Source organism: Pleomorphomonas diazotrophica (assembly GCF_002844595.1).
Taxonomy (GTDB): Bacteria; Pseudomonadota; Alphaproteobacteria; order Rhizobiales; family Pleomorphomonadaceae; genus Pleomorphomonas; species Pleomorphomonas diazotrophica.
In genome coordinates this window covers 130,127-149,183 of sequence record NZ_PJNW01000016.1, presented here as the reverse complement: position 1 = coordinate 149,183, position 19,057 = coordinate 130,127, and the positions used below count along the sequence as shown (strand labels likewise).

Annotated in this window: 19 protein-coding genes and 1 pseudogene; 8 read left to right on the top strand and 12 right to left on the bottom strand. The window is 65.8% G+C overall.

The genetic code is table 11. From position 1 onward, the window contains the following. Positions 1–115 precede the first annotated feature (115 nt). Positions 116–1,090 (bottom strand): bifunctional riboflavin kinase/FAD synthetase, encoded by a 975-nt coding sequence (locus CXZ10_RS18400; RefSeq protein ID WP_101290818.1) that lies wholly within the window; start codon positions 1,088–1,090, stop codon positions 116–118. Between the two features lie 456 nt (positions 1,091–1,546). Between CXZ10_RS18400 and CXZ10_RS18395 the strand changes: the two genes are divergently transcribed. Both CXZ10_RS18395 and CXZ10_RS18390 read left to right on the top strand, forming a co-directional pair. Further along, entirely contained in the window at positions 1,547–1,930 is a 384-nt protein-coding gene (locus CXZ10_RS18395; RefSeq protein ID WP_026782148.1) for a response regulator, read from the top strand. Positions 1,931–2,091: 161 nt separating this feature from the next. After that, positions 2,092–2,727: a protein phosphatase CheZ gene (locus CXZ10_RS18390; RefSeq protein ID WP_210199966.1), complete on the top strand. Its 636-nt coding sequence runs from the start codon at positions 2,092–2,094 to the stop codon at positions 2,725–2,727. A 60-nt stretch (positions 2,728–2,787) separates the two neighbouring features. Here CXZ10_RS18390 and CXZ10_RS18385 read toward each other — a convergent pair whose 3' ends face one another. Beyond that, positions 2,788–3,654, bottom strand: a complete 867-nt coding sequence (locus tag CXZ10_RS18385; RefSeq protein ID WP_101290817.1) for a TIGR01459 family HAD-type hydrolase — start codon at positions 3,652–3,654, stop codon at positions 2,788–2,790. Positions 3,655–3,686: 32 nt separating this feature from the next. After that, the gene (locus tag CXZ10_RS18380) at positions 3,687–4,424 is read right to left on the bottom strand and encodes an NAD-dependent deacylase (protein WP_101290816.1); all 738 of its coding nucleotides are present in this window, start codon (positions 4,422–4,424) and stop codon (positions 3,687–3,689) included. Between the two features lie 148 nt (positions 4,425–4,572). Here CXZ10_RS18380 and mutL point away from each other — a divergent pair, with 148 nt between their 5' ends. After that, positions 4,573–6,444: a DNA mismatch repair endonuclease MutL gene (gene mutL, locus CXZ10_RS18375; RefSeq protein ID WP_101290815.1), complete on the top strand. Its 1,872-nt coding sequence runs from the start codon at positions 4,573–4,575 to the stop codon at positions 6,442–6,444. 103 nt (positions 6,445–6,547) lie between these two features. Here the strand turns inward: mutL and CXZ10_RS18370 are convergent, their stop codons facing one another. The 6 genes from CXZ10_RS18370 to CXZ10_RS18345 form a co-directional block, all read right to left on the bottom strand. Beyond that, positions 6,548–7,060 (bottom strand): GNAT family N-acetyltransferase, encoded by a 513-nt coding sequence (locus tag CXZ10_RS18370; protein WP_101290814.1) that lies wholly within the window; start codon positions 7,058–7,060, stop codon positions 6,548–6,550. A 5-nt stretch (positions 7,061–7,065) separates the two neighbouring features. Then, complete coding sequence (locus CXZ10_RS18365; RefSeq protein WP_101290813.1) at positions 7,066–7,359, bottom strand: HPr family phosphocarrier protein; 294 nt, start codon at positions 7,357–7,359, stop codon at positions 7,066–7,068. After that, positions 7,356–7,757, bottom strand: coding sequence for a PTS sugar transporter subunit IIA (locus CXZ10_RS18360; RefSeq protein ID WP_026790909.1), 402 nt, complete (start codon positions 7,755–7,757; stop codon positions 7,356–7,358). The genes CXZ10_RS18365 and CXZ10_RS18360 overlap by 4 nt, the downstream gene beginning before the upstream one ends. Before the next feature lie 263 nt (positions 7,758–8,020). Beyond that, positions 8,021–8,473, bottom strand: a complete 453-nt coding sequence (locus CXZ10_RS18355; protein WP_101290812.1) for an HPr kinase/phosphorylase — start codon at positions 8,471–8,473, stop codon at positions 8,021–8,023. Next, positions 8,470–10,242 (bottom strand): sensor histidine kinase, encoded by a 1,773-nt coding sequence (locus CXZ10_RS18350; RefSeq protein WP_425298939.1) that lies wholly within the window; start codon positions 10,240–10,242, stop codon positions 8,470–8,472. The genes CXZ10_RS18355 and CXZ10_RS18350 overlap by 4 nt, the downstream gene beginning before the upstream one ends. Positions 10,243–10,339: 97 nt before the next feature. After that, the gene (locus CXZ10_RS18345) at positions 10,340–11,044 is read right to left on the bottom strand and encodes a response regulator transcription factor (protein ID WP_101290811.1); all 705 of its coding nucleotides are present in this window, start codon (positions 11,042–11,044) and stop codon (positions 10,340–10,342) included. Positions 11,045–11,308: 264 nt separating this feature from the next. Between CXZ10_RS18345 and CXZ10_RS18340 the strand changes: the two genes are divergently transcribed. Then, positions 11,309–11,971: a HugZ family pyridoxamine 5'-phosphate oxidase gene (locus tag CXZ10_RS18340; protein WP_101290810.1), complete on the top strand. Its 663-nt coding sequence runs from the start codon at positions 11,309–11,311 to the stop codon at positions 11,969–11,971. An 8-nt stretch (positions 11,972–11,979) separates the two neighbouring features. On the opposite strand, the gene rsmD is transcribed toward CXZ10_RS18340, so the two are convergent. Continuing rightward, entirely contained in the window at positions 11,980–12,540 is a 561-nt protein-coding gene (rsmD, locus tag CXZ10_RS18335; RefSeq protein WP_101290809.1) for a 16S rRNA (guanine(966)-N(2))-methyltransferase RsmD, read from the bottom strand. A 538-nt stretch (positions 12,541–13,078) separates the two neighbouring features. Further along, positions 13,079–13,891: pseudogene (locus tag CXZ10_RS22020) on the bottom strand (pseudouridine synthase); the annotation flags it as partial. Between the two features lie 129 nt (positions 13,892–14,020). Here CXZ10_RS22020 and CXZ10_RS18325 point away from each other — a divergent pair. Then, positions 14,021–14,461, top strand: coding sequence for a nucleoside deaminase (locus CXZ10_RS18325; protein WP_425298938.1), 441 nt, complete (start codon positions 14,021–14,023; stop codon positions 14,459–14,461). Between the two features lie 85 nt (positions 14,462–14,546). On the opposite strand, the gene CXZ10_RS18320 is transcribed toward CXZ10_RS18325, so the two are convergent. Beyond that, positions 14,547–15,452: a patatin-like phospholipase family protein gene (locus tag CXZ10_RS18320; protein WP_210199965.1), complete on the bottom strand. Its 906-nt coding sequence runs from the start codon at positions 15,450–15,452 to the stop codon at positions 14,547–14,549. Between the two features lie 176 nt (positions 15,453–15,628). On the opposite strand from CXZ10_RS18320, the gene thrC reads away from it, so the two are divergent. The 3 genes from thrC (at position 15,629) to CXZ10_RS18305 (ending at position 19,022) form a co-directional block, all read left to right on the top strand. Continuing rightward, positions 15,629–17,029, top strand: coding sequence for a threonine synthase (gene thrC / locus CXZ10_RS18315; RefSeq protein ID WP_101290807.1), 1,401 nt, complete (start codon positions 15,629–15,631; stop codon positions 17,027–17,029). Between the two features lie 128 nt (positions 17,030–17,157). After that, positions 17,158–18,438, top strand: a complete 1,281-nt coding sequence (locus CXZ10_RS18310; protein ID WP_101290806.1) for a M16 family metallopeptidase — start codon at positions 17,158–17,160, stop codon at positions 18,436–18,438. Beyond that, complete coding sequence (locus tag CXZ10_RS18305) at positions 18,435–19,022, top strand: GNAT family N-acetyltransferase (protein WP_101290805.1); 588 nt, start codon at positions 18,435–18,437, stop codon at positions 19,020–19,022. The genes CXZ10_RS18310 and CXZ10_RS18305 overlap by 4 nt, the downstream gene beginning before the upstream one ends. Positions 19,023–19,057: the final 35 nt, after the last annotated feature.

Sequence of the window (19,057 nt, the reverse complement as noted above, 5' to 3'; positions counted from 1 at the left end):
CAAGCATGTTCGTGACTCACGGCTTGAGCTGCGAACAGGTTGGCGTTGATTTATTAAAAATGACCTTTAAAATCACAAATAGTAAAGTGACTACTGTCAAAACGACTAGGGGTCGTCAATCCCGCCAGAGCGCGCGGTCGAGCGCGGTGAAGCCATCGAAGGTGGTCAGCAGCGCCCGGCCCTCCTCGGCATCCCGGTTCATCTGTTCGATCAACGGGGCGACGCCGTCGAACTTCAGCTCCGGCCGAAGATAGGCGATCGGCATGATGGTGATGGTCTTGCCATAGAGATCGCCGGAGAAGTCGAACACGAAGGTCTCGAACACCGGCGCGCCGTTGTCGAAGGTCGGCCGCCGGCCCCAGCTCGCCACCCCGGCCCTGCGAACGCCATCGATCTCGGCGAAGACGGCATAGACGCCCTCTGAAAGCCGGACCTGACTGGGCAGGCGGATGTTGGCGGTCGGAAAGCCGATGGTGCGCCCGCGCTTGTCGCCGTCGACGACGGTGCCCTCGAAGAACCAGTGCCAGCCCAGCAGCCCCGCCGCCTCGGCCGGCACGCCTTCGGCGAGGCGGTCACGCACCGCGCTCGAGGATACTGTATAGCCGTCCTCGGTCTCGAAAGGCGGGATCACGTCGACGGAGAAGCCATGGCGGTCGCCGAGTTCGATGAGCTTCTGCGGCGTGCCATGTCGTCCCTGTCCGAAGTGGAAGTTCCATCCGACCACCACGTGGCGGATGCCAAGTTCTTCCACCAGCACCCTTTCCACGAATTCCTCGGGGCTTTGCGCGGCAAAGGACGAGGAGAAGGGGATGGAAACCAGCCCGTCGAGCTCCATCGCCTCGACCAGCCGTGCCTTGATCGGCGCCGGCGTCAGGCGGAACACCGGATGTTCGGGCCGGAAAACGTCGCGCGGATGCGGCTCGAAGGTGACGCCGACGGCGGGAATGCCGCGTTGCCGCGCTACGGCCAGCGCCGTCTCCAGCACGGCCTGATGCCCGCGATGCACGCCGTCGAAGTTGCCGATGGCGACGGCGCCTCCCCGAAGGGATGGAGAAACGGACTGACGGTCGACGGACTGGAACGGGGGCATGGTCTCTGGAATCTGCTGTCGTCGGGGAAGCCGCGGTCCGCACCAGGCGGGCTCGGCGGCGCGGCGTGACCGTGCCTTCTGCTCCAGGCAAGGTCAAGCAGCTAAATGCCAGCATGGCCAAGTCATGTGGGCTCCTAAGAGACTCCGCATTGGCAAGGGAATCTTCGGCATGGTTGGCAAAGCGTAAACCAGCCGGCCGCAGATTTACGATAAACTCGAACCAAAAACCGCCGAACAGCGCCATAAAAACGATTCAAAGGAAAAAGGAAAAGTAAATCAAGCGTCTCACTGAACAACCATGGCCGAAAAGGCGCGGGGCACGGGAATTAACCGACTTTTCAGGTCCCCGTCGTATGGTTTCCTTCAAGCACGGGCCCCGTCAGGGACGTTCACCCGCCCGTGCATATGAGCTCGTCATCGAGGCGCGGGTGGCGCCGCGGCAGTGTGGAGTAAACGATGGCACTTGACACATCGATTCCGGTTCTCGTGGTCGACGATTACAAGACCATGATCCGAATCATCAGGAACCTCCTGAAGCAGCTCGGTTTCGAGGACGTGGATGAGGCGGCCGATGGCACCGAAGCCCTCGGCAAGATGAAGGAACGCCGCTACGGCCTCGTGATCTCCGACTGGAACATGGAGCCGATGACCGGCTACGAGCTCCTGAAGCAGGTCCGTTCGGATTCGTCCTTGTCGAAGACGCCGTTCATCATGGTGACGGCCGAGTCCAAGACCGAGAACGTCATCGCCGCCAAGAAGGCCGGCGTGAACAACTACATCGTCAAGCCCTTCAACGCGCCGACGCTGAAGAGCAAGATCGAAGCCGTGTTCGGCGATTGATGCCGTGAACGGGCCGGGACAACGCGGAGCGGTGGTGGCACCGCTTACCGCGGACCCGGAAAGGCGCGGCGTCGCCGAAGCACCTACCGAGAGATCCAGACGTCCGTACTGCCGTCCCTGTCGGGCGGACGCCGGCGCGCACCTCAGAAAGAGGCCCCTCGATGTCTGACATGTCTTCAGAGCACGTGGCCAAGATCATCGACTTCCTTCGCAACGGCCGCAAGGCGGAGGATGTGTCGCTCGAGGACGTCATGCGTCTCGCCGAGCTGATGGCCGAAAGCTTCCAGTCCTTCTTCAAGACGATGGACCTCGCCATCTACGCCGAACTCGGCGAAATGGCGCGAGAGATCGCCAACATGAAGGAAGAACTGGCGCTCCTTCGCCTGAGCGACATGCGCGACGAGCATATTCCCACCGCCGGCCGCGAACTCGACGCCATCGTCGAGGCGACCGAGGAGGCCACCAACACCATCATGTCGGCAGCGGAGGAGATCATGGCAGCCGACGCGACGGACAACGACGCCTATCAGGCGCTGGTCGGCGAGAAGGTCATCGACATCTTCCAGGCCTGCTCTTTCCAGGACATCACCGGGCAGCGCATTTCCAAGGTCGTGTCCACCTTGAACGCCCTCGACAAGCGCATCACCACCCTGGTCGAAAAGCTGAAGATCATGCGTATCACCGATGCCGCCGGCGACGAGACGGCCGCCGAGAAGCGCGCCCGCGAGCTGATGCTGCACGGCCCGCAGTTCAAGGGCGAAGGCGTCAGCCAGGACGACATCGACGCCTACTTCTGAGCGGCGACAGACGCTTTCAAGTTGAAAAAGAGGCCCGGTCGGGCCTCTTTTCGCATCATCTCACCAGGCGAGACGCGGAATGGCGGCCCGGATGCCGAAGCCCTCGGCCTCGAGCCGCTTGGCGAGCCGCACCGGATCGGGGTTGAGCAGGTCGCCGAAGTCCGGGCCGTGAATGCCGGCCGTTACCATCAGCACGTCGATGCCCTGGCCCCAGGCGCCCTTGATGTCGGTCGGCAACCCGTCGCCGATGGCGAGCACGCGGCGCCGGTCCGCCGGCCGGCCGAGCGCCCGGTCGATGGCGGCGAGCGCCGCATCGTAGACCGGCTTGTAGGGCTTGCCGATGATGGTGGCGTCGCCGCCGAGTTCGACATAGAGCTGGGCAAGCGCGCCAGCGCAGTAGACGAGGCGATCGCCGCGCTCGACCACCACGTCGGGATTGGCGCAGTAGACCTTGAGGCCGCGCTCCACGAAGCGCTGGAACATCGGCCGGTAGGTGTCGGCCGTCTCGGTCTCGTCATCGAAGAGACCGGTGAGGGCGACATACTCGGCTTCGTCCTCGCCGACCAGTTCCACGTCAAGCCCCTCGAACAGGCCGAGATTGTGCGGCGGTCCGAGATGGAACAGCCGCCGGTGCGGCTCGATCTCGAAGGCCTTGCGGGCAACCGAACCGGAGGTGACGATCTCGTCGTAGCTCTCGGGGCCGATGGCATATTGCCGGCTGAGGAGGTCTTCAACCGCCTTCGCCGGACGCGGCGCATTGGTGAGCAGCACGACCGCCTTGCCGAGCGCGCGAAAACGGGCGAGCGCCTCGGCAGCGGCCGGATAGGGCGAGATGCCGTTGTGAAGAACGCCCCAGACGTCGCAAATGACGCCGTCATAGGCCTCTGCAAGGGAGGAAAGCCCCGCGATCATGTCTATCTGTTGCATGCCCTTCCCGATAAGGGCGGGACATGACAAGGTCAAGGCAACGACAGCCTGCTTTCGAGAAGATCCTTGACGAAAGCCGGCACGCAATCGCCGGCCTTGCCCTCGATCTCCAGATCGAAAAGACCGCGCCCCTTGCGGGAGGCTTCGAGGTTCAGCTCGACGGTGACCGCGCCCGCCAGCCGGGCCTCGCGCACGAAATCGGCGGCCGGGTAGACGGTGCCCGAGGTGCCGATGGAGAGGAAAAGATCGGCCTCCCCGAGCGCCCGGTAGATCTCCGGCATGAAATAGGGCATTTCGCCGAACCAGACGATGTCGGGCCGCAGTCCGCCGCTCCTGCCGCAAAGCGGGCAGGCCGAGGCGGTCGACATCTCGCCCGTCCAGGAGCCGCGCCTGCCGCAAGCCTCGCACAGGAAGCCGTCGAGCGTGCCGTGCATGTGGACCAGCGCCTTGGAGCCGGCTTTCTCATGCAGGCCGTCGATGTTCTGCGTCACCAGAAGAAACCGCCCCGGCCAGGCCTTTTCAAGCTCGGCCAGCGCGACATGCGCCCGGTTGGGTAGGGCGACGGCAGCCTCGCGGCGCTGGGTGTTGTAGAAGTCGTGCACCAGCGGCGGGTTGCGGCGGAATCCTTCGGGCGTTGCCACGTCGTCGATGTCATAGCGCGCCCAGATGCCGCCGGCGTCGCGGAAGGTATCGAGGCCCGACTCCTGGGATATGCCGGCGCCGGTCAGCACGACGACCGACGTCGCCGCCGAAATCTCGATGTCCTTCATGGTCGCTCCTCGTGATCCGCCGCGGACTATAGACCCGTGGACGGGCGGGGGCGTTGACGATTTCGTGGCCGGCCTCCGTCTCGCGCCATGCGGCCGCTTCGGCTATGGTCGCTCTTCCGCCACCAGATGCTAGCGATTCCCGGCTTCCATGTCCGTCATCATTCAGCTCTCGCCCGTCACCATCAACCGCATCGCCGCCGGCGAGGTGGTGGAGCGGCCGGCGAGCGTCGTCAAGGAACTGGTGGAAAATGCCATCGATGCCGGCGCCGACCGCATCGAGATCGTGACGTCCGGCGGCGGCAAGACCCTGATCCGCGTCACCGACAACGGTCTCGGCATGACGGCGGACGATCTGTCGCTGGCCGTCGAGCGGCACTGCACCTCCAAGCTGATCGAGGATGATCTTCTCGATATCCGCACCCTCGGCTTCCGTGGCGAGGCGCTGCCGTCGATCGGCTCGGTAGCCGATCTCAGGATCGAGACCCGCCACGCCAGCGAGGACAATGGCTGGGCGATCACCGTATCCGGCGGCAGCCGCTCGGACATCGTGCCGGTGGGCCTTAGCCAGGGCACCCGCATCGAGGTTCGCAACCTGTTCTTCTCGACGCCGGCCCGCCTCAAGTTTCTGAAAAGCGAGCGCGCCGAGGCCGGCGCGATCACCGACGTCGTCAAGCGCCTGGCGTTGGCCCATCCGGAGATCCGCTTTTCCCTGTCCGGCTCCGATCGATCGCCGCTCGACTATCCGGCGCTCGCGACAGGCGACTTCCGGGGGCGGGCGTTGCAGGTGATGGGTGCCGACTTCGCCGAGAACTCCATCGAGATCGATGCGCTGCGCGAAGGCGTGCGGCTGACCGGCCTTGCCGGTCTTGGCACGCTGCAGAAGGCCAACGCCCAGAGCCAGCATCTGTTCGTCAATGGCCGACCGGTGCGCGACAAGCTGCTGCTCGGGGCCATCCGGGCCGGCTACGCCGACGTCATGGCCCGCGACCGCTTTCCGGCCGCAGTGCTGTTCGTTGACCTCGACCCGCATGAGGTCGACGTCAACGTCCACCCGACCAAGGCCGACGTCCGCTTCCGCGATCCAGGTCTGGTGCGTGGCCTGCTGGTCGGCGCGCTCCGCCGGGCCCATGCCGACGCCGGCCACCGTGCGGCCTCGACCCATGGCGCCGCAACGCTCGACGTGCTCGCCGTTGCCGCCTCCCGACCGATGCCGGCGTCAGCGTCAACCTGGCGAACGGACTACCAAAGCCGGCCGGTTGCCTTCGACTGGCGAACCGCCCCCGACCGGCCGCTTGCCACTGAGGCGCCCGTGGCGCGCGGCTTCGCCGAAGAAGAAGCACCCTTCGATGCCGGCGCGCCCCAGGCCCGGTTTGCCGTCGTTGATGGCACGGTGTCCGCCGATGCGCGCCCCGGCCTCAGCGACGTTCCCGTGGAGAGCCTGTCGCGACCGCTCGGTGCGCCGCGCGCCCAGATCCATGAGACCTACATCGTCGCCCAGACCGAGACCGGCCTCGTCATCGTCGATCAGCATGCCGCCCACGAGCGCCTCGTCTACGAGCGGCTGAAGCGGGAGATCGCCAAGGGCGTCGAGACGCAGATGTTGCTGATCCCCGAGATCGTCGACCTGCCCGAAGAGGATGTGGATCGCCTCGTCGAGCGCGCCGATGAGCTTGCCGAGCTCGGTCTTGTCGTCGAGAGCTTCGGTCCGGGTGCCATTGCCATCCGCGAGATCCCGGCCTTGCTCGGCCGTACCGATACGGCAGCGCTCTTGCGCGACATCGCCGACGATCTCGCCGAGTGGGACCAGGCGACGCGCCTCAAGGAAAAGCTCGACGCCATCGCCGCCACCATGGCCTGTCACGGCTCGGTCCGCGCCGGCCGCCGTCTCCGGGTGGAGGAGATGGACGCGCTGCTGCGCGAGATGGAAGAGACGCCCAATTCCGGCCAGTGCAACCACGGTCGCCCGACTTTCGTCGAGCTGAAGCTCAGCGACATCGAGCGGCTGTTCGGCAGACGCTAAGGCATCATCCGACCGGAGTGAAACGAGGATCGATAAGATGATGCCTCACAAACAAGAACTTAGAGCGCCGATCTGATTCAATCAGATCGAACGGCGCACTAAGTCAGCTCTCGCGGATGATGGCGTAGATCGCCGTGTCCCAGCGGGCATTGCCCACCTTCACCGATGAACGGCGGACGCCCTCGCACACGAAGCCGAGGGATTCATAAAGTGCGATGGCCGGCGTGTTGAAGGTGTAGACGTTGAGTTCCAGCCGGGGAAAATCGCCGACCTCATCGAGCCGGGCGAACACGTCGGCGAGAAATGGCCTCGCCAGCCCCTGGCTGCGGTGCGATGGGGCGATGGCGAAGCGCGCGAGCCGGGCGATACCATCCGTCCAGTCGAGCACGATCTGGGCGTGGGCGACGGTTTCGGTCGCGAGGAGGCCGACAAAGGCCAGCCGAAGCGGCGGTTCGGTCACCGTCTCCGAGAGCATCGCGTCGATCTGGGCCGCATCGAGCGGGAAGCGCAGTGCGCTGCCGCCCCATTGGGCCAGCGCTTCCGGCGTTGGGAACCAGCCGGGAAGGGGCGCCAGCAGCTCCGGTGTTGCCGGCACAACCCGAAGAGGCGCAGCCATCGGGTCTATTCGCCCTCGCCGAAGCGGTCGTTGACCAGCGCGGCGATCGCTTCGATGGCAGCCTCGGCGTCGGCGCCGGCGGCTCGCACCTCGATGAACGATCCTATGCCGGCGGCCAGCATCATCAGGCCCATGATCGACGTGCCCGATACGCTTTGTCCGTCCTTCAGCACATAGACCTCGCACTCGAAACGGTCGACACACTGGACGAACTTCGCCGAGGCCCGGGCGTGCAGGCCTTTCTTGTTGAGGATTTTCAGCTCGCGGACAATGGCGCCATCGGCTGGGTCGTCTGTCATGATCCGGCGAGTACCTGGCTTGCGACGGAGATGTATTTGCGGCCGGCGTCGCGGGCCTCGGTGACGGTCTCGGCCAACGGCCGCTCCTTGCGCACCGTCGCGAGCTTGACCAGCATCGGCAGATTGACTCCGGCGATCACCTCGACATCGCCGATATCCATGACGGAAATGGCGAGATTGGAGGGGGTGCCGCCGAACATGTCGGTGAGCAGGATGACGCCCTTGCCGGAGTTGACGCGCCCGACAGAGGCGATGATGTCGCTCCGCCGCTGTTCCATGTCGTCTTCGGGGCCGATGCAGATCGTCTCGAAATCGGCCTGAGGACCGACCACATGCTCGAGTGCCGACCGGAATTCGTCTGCCAGGCGACCATGTGTCACCAGAACCAACCCGATCATGCTGGGGTCCGATCCCTATAGATTGCGAAGATCATGCGGCACGCCATGTTGGTTTCGCTCCAAGCTGGAACGGGCCACATCTTCACCAGAGCGGGACTTCTTGCAAGAGGGAATCGGACCGGCGGCCGGTTCGGCGCGCTTCGGAAATGCCGTACGAGGGATACCAACTCAACAAAAGACGCCCGCGACCGGCCCGAAAAACCCGGCTCGGAAGGGGCTTTAGGGGAAAAGACTATCTTGGGTCGGAATTGTGGCGGCAATCGTTAAATCTTGTTCATTTCCATGAGCGCGGCGCGAAGCAGGGGCAATGAAACACTTGTCTGCCGAGCCGGAATCGCCTGCCGGGGCACCATCACTCCCTCGAGTTCGGCCTTTTCCTCGCCGATTTCGGGCAGCCGGACCACCGCGTCGGCATCGACAAGGTCGGCAATGAGCCGGATCACCGCCGCCGGCACGTGGTCCACGCCCTCGATGCCACGGCCGCGCCGTTCGGCGAGCCCGGCAATGGTCTCAGGGCAGCGGGCGATCAGCCGGCCGTTCACATGGGAAAGCGCCACCCTATCGTCGGCGACGAAGGCGGCGTGGAGGCCGCTCTGCCGAGCGGCTTCGACAAGGGCGAAGGCGAGGGAAGATTTGCCAGTGCCCGACGCGCCACGGATCAGCACGCCGATCTCACCGATGACCACGGCGGTGGCATGCACGGTGGGCGGGCTCATGCTGCGAGATCCGCCGGCAGGCATACGACAAAGCGCGCGCCGGTGACGCGATCGGGATCGCCGGGATCGTCCTTGCGGTTGATCGCCGTGATGGTGCCGCGATGGGCCTCGACGATCTGCTTGGAAATCGACAGGCCGAGGCCGGAGTTGTTGCCGAAACCCTCGCCTTCCGGACGGTCGGTGTAGAAGCGCTCGAACACCCGCTCCAGCTTTTCGGCTCGGATGCCGGGGCCGTGGTCGTCGACGATCACCTCGATCGTGCCGTCTTCGCGACGCACCGTCACCTCGACCTGCCCGCCTTCGGGCGAGAAGGAGCGGGCATTGTCGATCAGGTTGTTGAACACCTGACCGAGCCGGCTGTCATGGCCGAGCACCATCAATGGCTTGCCGCCTTCGCCACGATCGATCTTGAGGACGATGCCGATTTCCTGGTGGCGTCCGGTTTCACGGGCCAGCGAGACGACGCCTTCGACGAGCCGGCCGACGTCGAGCGGCGCCGCGTCTTCGCGGGCGAGTTCCGCATCGAGGCGCGAGGCGTCGGAGATGTCGGTGATCAGCCGGTCGAGACGGCGGACGTCGTGCTGGATGATGTCGAGGAGCCGCCCCCGGCTGGCGTCGCTCTTGGCGAGCGGCAGCGTTTCCACCGCCGAACGCAGCGAGGTCAGCGGGTTCTTCAGCTCATGGGCGACGTCGGCGGCGAAGCTCTCGGTGGCGTCCATGCGGCTGTAGAGCGCGTTGGTCATGTCGCGGAAGGCGCGGGCAAGATCGCCGATCTCGTCTTCGCGGTCGAAGGAGGGGATCTCCTCGCGCTGCTTGACGCCACGCCGGATGCGGTCGGCGGCGGCGGCAAGGCGCCGGAGCGGCCGGGCGATGGTGCCGGCCAAAAGGAAGGACAGCGTGGTGGTGACGGCGGCCGCCACCAGGAAGACGCGGAAGATCCCCCAGCGCTCGGCGGCGACGATCGCGTCGATGTCGCCGCCTTCGGTGGATAGCAGCAGCGAGCCGACCACCACGCCGAAGCGCTGCACCGGCACGGCGACCGAAACGATCATCTCGCCGGCCTCGTTGACGCGGACCACCGTGCCGGGCGAGCCGTTGAGCGCCCGCTCCACTTCCGGGTAGCCGCGCCCGTTGCCGCCGCCGAGTTCTCTGTAGACCGGCAGGTCGATCCGCCTCAGACGAAAGTTGATGGCGTTGATCGCCTGCTCGATCAGCGACGGCGGTTCCGGCTTGGCCGGCGGCAGGTTGAAGCGCAGCACCTGTCCCCGCGAATAGAGAAAGCGGGAATCGAGGATCATGATGCCGTCACGGTCGTAGATGCGTGCCCGCGTCTTGGTCGGCGTGATCAGGCGGCGCAGGAGCGGCGCCACCCGTTCGGGATTGATGGGAAAGTCGAGGCTTTCGGTATCGGTTGGCGCGGTCACCTCACCGCCGGCCTGCATCTGCAACAGACGCTCTGGATCGATGGTGATGGTGTTCGACACAGCCGAGGCCGAGGCGGCGATGGCGCCGGCCATGATCTCGCCCTGGGTCAGCAGGCTTTCGACGCGTGCGTCGATCAGACCGGCGCGGAACTGGTTGAGGTAGAGAATGCCGGAAACCAGCGCCACCAGCGCAGCGAGGTTGAGAACCAGAATGCGACGGCTGAGCGAGGTGCCGATCGAAGTCGCCGCGAAGCGCTTGATGCGGCGGGTGATAACCGGCACCAGCCGGCGCATCGTCTGGATGCGCCCGCCGTCGGCCCGATCGGCTTCCTGGCTTCCCCTCATCGACCACATATCCTGCTAGTGCAGTGACTCCGACATTTGTCTCCGCCAGATGCTAGCCTTGGCTTCAAATGTCAAACTCGCTCCGCTAGCGCCCGCCTCACGTCTCCTTGAAGCGGTAGCCGACACCGTAGAGAGTCTCGATCATCTCGAAATCGTCGTCGATGGCCTTGAACTTCTTGCGCAACCGCTTGATGTGGCTGTCGATGGTGCGGTCGTCGACATAGACCTGATCATCATAGGCGGCGTCCATCAGCGCGTTGCGGCTCTTCACCACGCCGGGGCGCTGGGCGAGGGCGAACAGGATCAGGAACTCGGTGACGGTCAGCACCACGTTCTGGCCCTTCCAGGTGCAGGTGTGCCGCTCCTGGTCCATGACGAGGTTGCCGCGTTCGATGTTACGGTTGGCGTCGGACGGCTTCGGCGCGGCCGAGGTGTCGCGCGGGGCGACGCGGCGCAGCACCGCCTTGACGCGCTCGACCAGGAGGCGCTGCGAGAACGGCTTGTGGATGAAATCGTCGGCGCCCATCTTGAGGCCGAACAACTCGTCGATCTCATCATCCTTGGAAGTCAGGAAGATGACGGGCATGTCGGTCTTCTGCCGCAGGCGGCGGAGCAGCTCCATTCCGTCCATGCGCGGCATCTTGATGTCGAGAATGGCAAGGTCGGGCTGTACCTTGCTGAGGCCGTCGAGGGCGGAGGCGCCGTCGGTATAGGTCTCCACCCGATAGCCCTCCGATTCGAGGGCGATCGAGACGGACGTCAGGATGTTTCTGTCATCGTCCACGAGCGCGATGGTCGGCATGCCCCAGGTCCCCGTCAGTTCCGAGCCTCAGCTCTTCATGTCATATTCGGTCGGTTTCGACAGCCGGACCTTTGTAGCAGAGTTGAGCAGAATCTGGGCGACAATGTAGAAAGATCAAGAATTCACTCGCTTTTTCACCCTCTTTCGGCGCGAGAGGAGTGATTTCCGATCGAAAGCGATGACGCCCCGGCTATCTTTCCGAAAAGTTCGCTCCGCTTCGATTGTAACCAGAAAGGCTGCCGGGGAGCTGAAGGGAGATCTCGGATGGACGACAGCCGCTTCGATGCTCGAGATATGACACGCCGGATCGTGCGGTCGGCGGCGACCGCCTCGCTCGGCACGCTTACGCCCGATGGCGGACCGTTCGTCACCTTCGTGACGGTGGCAACCGATTTCGACGGGTCGCCGCTTCTTCTTCTCTCGAGCCTTGCCGCCCATACGCGCCACCTCGAACGCGACGAGCGGGCTTCGTTGCTGATGCAGGCGCCGGCCGATGACGACGAGGATCCGTTGACCGGTGCCCGCGCTACCATCATCGGTCGCTTGAGGCGCGTCACCCGCGATGAAGACGATCACGATCGTCTCTTCTGGCGCTTCCTCGCCCGCCATCCCGAAGCCGAGGGCTACGCCGACTTCGCTGACTTCTCCATTCATCGCATGATGGTGGAGGGTATTCATCTTGTCGCCGGCTTCGGCCGGATCGCGCGCCTCGACGCCACCGATTTTCTGGTGCAGCCGACTGTGGCCGAGGCTTTCGCCAAGGCCGAAGCGGCGTTTTTGAAGAACTTCAGCAGTGCGGGAGCTCGGTTGGTGGCAGTCGATCCCGATGGCGCGGATCTCCTGGACGGGGGCGTGACACGGCTACACTTTTCGCGCCGCGCCGAGCATCCGGGAGAGATGAGGGACCTTCTCATTGGCCCTGACTGAGCGTTTGCTCAGCTACGACGGGCGAAGATCACCTGCGTTTCGCCATAGGTGCGCTGGTCGAGCCGTTCGAGGCCGTCCGGCAGCGCCACCTCGGCCTTGGCCGTCTCTTCGATGACGACGAGGGCGCCGCTGGCGAGCCATCCGCCCGCCAGCAGCGAGGCGAGTGCTTTTTCGGCGAGGCCCTTGCCGTAGGGCGGATCGAGAAAGGCAAGCGTGTAGGGCTCGGCCGGACCGATCGACCCCATGCTGGTGGCATCGCGACGAAAGATGCGCGTCGTCCCCATCAGGCCGAGCGCTTCCTGATTGCGGCGGATGAGACCGCGCGCTTCCGCCGCCTCCTCGACGAACAGGCAGGTCTTGGCACCGCGGCTCATCGCCTCGAAGCCGAGGGCGCCTGTACCGGCAAAGACGTCCATCACGCGCGCGCCCTCGAACACCCCCTCGTAGGCGTGCTCGAGAATGTTGAACAGGCTCTCGCGCAGCCGGTCGGAGGTGGGGCGAATGGCGAGGCTGCCGGCCGCCGGGGTGGCCAGCGCCGTGCCGCGATGCTTACCGGCGACGATCCGCATCGCGTCCCCTCGGCTTGCCGGAGCCGGTCCGACCGCCACCGTCCTTCGATCGACCGCCCTTACCGCCAGGAGCCTTCATCGGACTGCCGTCCTGGATGCGGCTGCCCTTCGGCGTGATGCCCCGCTGCGGCCGATCGCCGCGCACGCGGGCCGGCTCGTCGCCATGGGCGCGCGGCTTGCGGTCGACGTCGAAGCTCTTGCCCGACTTGTAGGCGCGCGGTGCGTCCTCGGTCTCGGCGCGGCGGCTCAGGCGGCCGGCTCGGCGCTCGTCGGCGGTACCGGTCTTGAGCGTCAGCGTGGCACGCTGGGGCTTTTCCGCCTTGGCCACGCGGACCGGCGGCTTTGCCGATCCGCTCTTGCTGCCTTTCGCGCCCGGGTGGCGCGGCGGCAGGCCGTCGAGATCGGCCTCGTGACGCTTGCGGCTCGCCGCCGCCGATACGCCCTTGGGACGTGCCGGTACTTTTTCCTTCGGACCGGGCGCACCCTTTCCGCCCTTGGCGATCACGGTCTGGATCGGCGCACGGTCGTCCTCGCGCAGCTCGAAGTCGGCTCCCGCTTCGCCGGCCAGCCGGTCGCCGAGCTGGGCGCGCAGCACGCGGCGCGGCACCTCTTCCACGGCGCCGTCGGGCAGCTCGCCGAGCTGGAACGGACCGAAGGAGACGCGGATCAGCCGGTTCACGTCGAGCCCGAGATGGGCGAGGATGGTCTTCACCTCGCGGTTCTTGCCTTCGCGCAGGCCAATGGTCAGCCAGACGTTGTCGCCCTGGCGCCGGTCGAGCGTCGCCTCCACCGAGCCGTAGAGAATGCCGTCGATGGCGATGCCATCCTTCAGCGCGTCGAGCCGCGGCTGGTCGATGTCGCCGTGAGCGCGCACGCGGTAACGGCGCAGCCAGCCGGTGGCCGGCAGCTCCAGCACGCGGGCGAGGCCGCCGTCGTTGGTGAGCAGCAGCAGCCCCTCGGTGTTGATGTCGAGGCGGCCGATGGTCATGACGCGCGGCAGGTCCTCCGGCAGAATCGAGAACACCGTCGGCCGCCCTTCGGGGTCGTAGGTGGTGGTGACGGTGCCGCGTGGCTTGTGGAACAGCCAGAGACGGGTGCGGTCTCGCTCGGGCAAGGGCTGGCCGTCCACCTCGACCTTGTCGCCGGCCTTGACGGTGATGGCAGGGGTATCGAGCACGCGGCCGTTGAGCTTGACGCGGCCGTCGGCGATCCAGGCTTCGGCCTCGCGGCGCGAGCACAGGCCGGCGCGGGCGATCACCTTGGCGATGCGGTCGGCGCCGTCGTCGGTCTTGGCCGGGGCCTTGGCCGGAGATTTCTTCGCCTTGGCGGCGGGGGAGGGAGTCTTGATCATGCCGACGCTCTTAGCAGGAAATGGAGGCGACGTGCAGCCGGTCTGTTGGCCTCGGGGAGCGCTCGAACTCGAACTATGTTCGCAAGGCGCGTGTCGGGCTATATCCCTTCCATCAAACCGAGGATCAGCATGTCCGGCTTCATGGATCTCGCTCTCGAGGAAGCACGCTCCGCCGCCGCTCGCGGCGAGGTGCCGGTTGGCGCCGTGATCGTCCGGGACGGCGCCGTGCTTGCCGCCGCCGGCAACCGAACCCTGGAACTCAGAGACCCGACCGCCCATGCCGAAATGCTGGCGATCCGGGCGGCGGCAGCCGAGTTCGGCTCCGAACGGCTCGTCGGCTGCGACCTCTATGTCAGTCTTGAACCCTGCGCCATGTGCGCCGGTGCCATATCCTTCGCCCGCCTGCGGCGCCTCTACTATGGCGCGGCCGACGAGAAGGGCGGCGCGGTGGAGCACAACGTCCGCTTCTTCGCGTCTCCCGGTTGCCATCATGCGCCCGAGGTCTATTCCGGCATCGGCGAAAGTGAGGCTGGCGCGCTTCTCAGGGACTTCTTCGCCGGCAGGCGATAATACCAAGATGCATTGAAAATGCGGCTTGGTATTCCGCTTGCCGATTTCTCATGCCTCTGACGCGAATGAGAAATCGGCAATGACATCAATGAGCGGATGCGTCAGCATCTTCGCGAGTTGGCATAGCAACGCGGGCGGCGTCGAGGCGGCGCCCGACTGCCGCCTTCACCTCCTCGCGGACGCCGGTGGTCGCGGCGAGGATATCCCTCGCCTTGGTGAAATCGAGCACGGCGATGCCGTGGATCGGAGGACGGATCAGCACGTCCGGCTGCCGCGACTTGAGCTTTTCCGAAATCAGCGACTGCATCAGGATCTGGCTGGAGCCGAACAGCGCCTCGCGGACGCCGGGTCGGCCTTTCTGGGTTCGCACCGGCATGCCCACGACGTCGACGGCGACGATCAGCCCGATGTCCTCGGGCAGCTTGTCGAAGGGCAGCGGATTGACCACGCCGCCGTCGATCAACGTCAGGCCGCCGATGTCCACCGGCCGAAACAGCGCGGGCAGGGCGATCGACGCGGCGACGGCACGCCTGAGCGAGCCGGCAGCGATCTCGACTTCGGCCGCGCCGTAATAATCGGCGGCGACGGCCGAAAAGGGGATGGGGAGATCGGCGAAATCGTCGGGAATGCGGTCGGGCATAAACTCGGCGATCACAGCCTCGGGATCGAACAGCGGCAGACCGCCGGCAATGTCGGCGAGGCTACGGGGCCTGAGTTTCCAGATCTTGCCCCAGACATCGGCCGGCCGCCCCAGGGCGGCGAGAATCTCGTCTTCGATCTCGGCGCCCGACAGGCCGGCCGCCGCCGCCGCGCCGATCAAGGCGCCGATCGAACAGCCGACGATAGCCGACGGGCGGATGCCGAGGTCGTCGAGGGCGGCGAGCACATGGACATGGGCAAGGCCCCGTGCGCCGCCGCCGCCGAGCGCCAGCCCGAGATGAGGAATGGTTTGCGGTGGGGCGGCATCGGCCATGGCAGCGATCTCGGTCATGGGGTGGACATGCCGGACCGATATGGCGTCTTCACGACGCTTTGGCGAGACCGGCAGTCAAAAAACGGTCTTTCACAGGGCTCACCGCGCTTGCGGCGCTGTCGCGCCGCCGCTAGAGCATCTTGGGGAAGAGAGGCGAGCCGGTCAGCCGCCGCGCAAGGACAGGGAAGAATTCCGTGAGATATGTGAGCACCCGTGGCAACGCCCCCGTCCTCGGCTTCTCCGACGTCGTTCTCGCCGGTCTCGCCCGCGACGGCGGCCTTTACGTGCCGGAAACCTGGCCGACGCTCGACAGGGCGACCATCGCCTCCTTCGCCGGCCGCTCCTATGCCGATGTCGCCTTCGAGGTGATTTCCCGCTTCGTCGATGGCGATATCGCGGACGCCGACCTGCGCGAGATGATCGACGCCGCCTACACCGGCACCTTCCGCCACCCGGCGGTGACGCCGCTCGTCCAGATCGCCCCCGGCCACTTCCTCCTCGAGCTGTTCCACGGGCCGACGCTGGCCTTCAAGGACGTGGCGATGCAGTTGCTCGCCCGCCTGATGGACCATGTGCTTGGCCAGCGCGGCGTCCGGGCCACCATCGTCGGCGCCACCTCCGGCGACACCGGCGGGGCGGCGATCGAGGCGTTCCGAGGCCGCGACAACACCGACATCTTCATCCTGTTCCCGAACGACCGCGTCTCGGACGTGCAGCGCCGGCAGATGACGACGGTGGCCGATGGCAACGTCCACTGCATCGCCCTTGAGGGCACCTTCGACGATGCCCAGAGCCTCGTGAAGGGCATGTTCAACCACTTCGCCTTCCGCGACGAGCTCTGCCTCTCCGGCGTCAACTCCATCAACTGGGGCCGCATCGCCGCGCAGGTGGTCTACTATTTCGTCGCCGCCGTGGCACTGGGCGCGCCGGCCCGCAAGGTGTCCTTCACCGTTCCGACCGGCAACTTCGGCGACATTTTCGCCGGCTACGTCGCCAAGAAGATGGGGCTGCCCATCGAGAAGCTGGTGATCGCCACCAACGTCAACGACATTCTCGCCCGCACGCTGGAGACCGGCCGCTACGAGGTGACCGGCGTGGTGCCGTCCACGTCTCCGTCGATGGACATTGAAGTGTCCTCCAACTTCGAGCGTCTTGTCTTCGAGGCTTGCGGCCGCGACGCGGGCGTCGTGACGCGCCTGATGCAGACCCTGTCGCAGTCAGGTGCCTTCACGCTGCCCGAGGCGGCCTATGCCGGCATCCGTGGCGAGTTCGGCGCCGGCCGGGCATCGGTCGAGGCCACGGCAGCGCTCATCCGGCGCCTGCGCAGCGAGGCCGGCTACCTGATCGACACCCATGGCGGCAACGGCGTGGTGGTGGCCGAGGCCTTCACCGGCGGCGCCGTGCCGATGGTGACGCTCGCCACCGCTCATCCGGCGAAGTTCCCCGATGCCGTGCAAGCGGCCTGCGGCGAGCGGCCGCCGTTGCCGGTGTTCCTTGGCGACCTGATGCAGCGGCCGGAGCGCATGACGGTGCTTGCCAATGATCTTGCCACCGTCGAAGGCTTTGTTCGTCAGCGGGCACGGGTTCTGGCATAAGCGTACTGCCCGGTGGGAGGGGTTACGCCGGCAAAAGTGAAGGGGCTTGTGAAACTTTGTGTTGAGTGGCGCGTCGTTCCATGCAGAGTTTGCTACAAAAGCTGACCTTCTAGGGAGGAATTGGTCGGATGGCCGTCGAAGTAACCAAGTTGGAAAACGGCATCACCGTCGTCACCCATTCCATGCCGCATCTGGCATCGGCGGCGCTGGGCGTCTGGGTGGCGGCCGGATCACGATCGGAGGCGGCGGACGAGAACGGTATCTCCCATCTTCTCGAGCACATGGCCTTCAAAGGCACCAAGAAGCGATCTGCCAAGGACATAGCCGAGGAAATCGAGAATGTCGGCGGCGAAGTGAACGCCGCCACCTCGATTGAAAGCACCAGCTACTACGCCCGCGTCTTGGCCGGCGACGTGCCGCTCGCCCTCGACATCCTCTCCGACATTCTGCAGAACTCCCTCTTCGACCCCGACGAACTCGATCGCGAGAAACACGTCATCGGCCAGGAGATCGGCGCCGCCCTCGACGCGCCGGAAGATTTCGTCTTCGACATGTTCCAGCAGGCCGCCTTTCCGGGGCAGGCAATCGGTCGGCCGATCCTTGGCTCGATCGAAACGGTGAAAAGCTTCTCCGACGATGCCCTTCGTGGCTATCTCAATCGCCACTATACGGGCGGTCGCACGGTGATCGCCGCCGCCGGCAAGCTGCAACATCGCGAACTCGTGCGCATGGCGCGCCGCAAATTCCAGCATTTCGGCGAGGCGGAGTCGATCGTCCCCGAACGGGCGCTCTATGTCGGTGGCGAGGCGCGCGAGGAGCGCGACCTGATGGAGGCGCAGGTGGTGCTTGGCTTCCCGGGCATCGCCTACGGCGATGACGACTACATCACCGCCCAGATCGCCTCGTCGATCCTGGGCGGCGGCATGTCGTCGCGCCTCTTCCAGGAAATTCGCGAGAAGCGCGGTCTCTGCTACTCCATCTACGCCTTCCACTGGGGCTTCGAGGACGCTGGCATCTTCGGCATATCGGCGGCGACCGGTGAACGCGACGCCGGCGCGGTGGTCGAGGAGACCATGAACGAAATCGCCCGGGCCTCTACGGCCGTCACCGAAACGGAAGTGAAGCGCGCCCAGTCGCAGCTTCGCGCCGGCTTGCTGATGGCGCTCGAAAGCCCGGTGGCCCGGGCGGGCCAGATCGCCCGCCACATCATGTTCCATGGCCGTACGCTGCCGCTCGACGAACTGGTTACCCGCATCAACGCGGTGACGCCGCAGAAGGTCTGCGAGTTCCTTGAAAAGATCGCCGTCGCGCCCAACCCGACGCTCGCCGCCATCGGCCCGATCAGCAAGGTTCCCTCGGTCGGCTCCATCGCCGGCAGTGTGATTTCGGCCAAGGCGAGCGCAGCATGACGTTTTTCGGCGTCGTGGCCTCCGGAACTCTTCCGGTGCTGGCGGACGACGCCGTCTCCCTGCGCCTGCCGGCGGTGTCCGACTATGTCGCCTGGGTGCGGGAGCGCTCCGAGAGTCGCGCTTTTCTGAGGCCCTGGGAGCCGACATGGTCGGCCGACGACCTGACGCGCGCCGCCTTTAAGCGCCGCGTCCGCCGTGTCCAGCGCGAGGCGGCCGAACAGACCGGCTTTGCCTTCCTGATCTTCCGCCGCGAGGACGACGCCCTGCTCGGTGGCGTCACGCTGTCCAACATCCGCCGTGGTGTCGCGCAGAGTTGCAGCCTCGGCTACTGGATGAGCGTGCGCCACGCCGGCCATGGCTACATGCGCCGGGCGGTAAACCTCGTCCTGGAGTTCGCCTTCGGCGACCTTCGGCTCCATCGGGTCGAAGCTGCCTGCATCCCCGGCAACGACCGCTCCCTCGGCCTTCTCGAAAAAGCCGGATTCGTTCGCGAAGGCTATGCACGGCGCTATCTCCTGATCGACGGACGCTGGCAGGATCACGTGTTGCTGTCGCGGATGGTTGATGACGACGGTGCCGCCTGACGGGCCGCCGAACGGGCGGTTTGCATGGCCGTCGT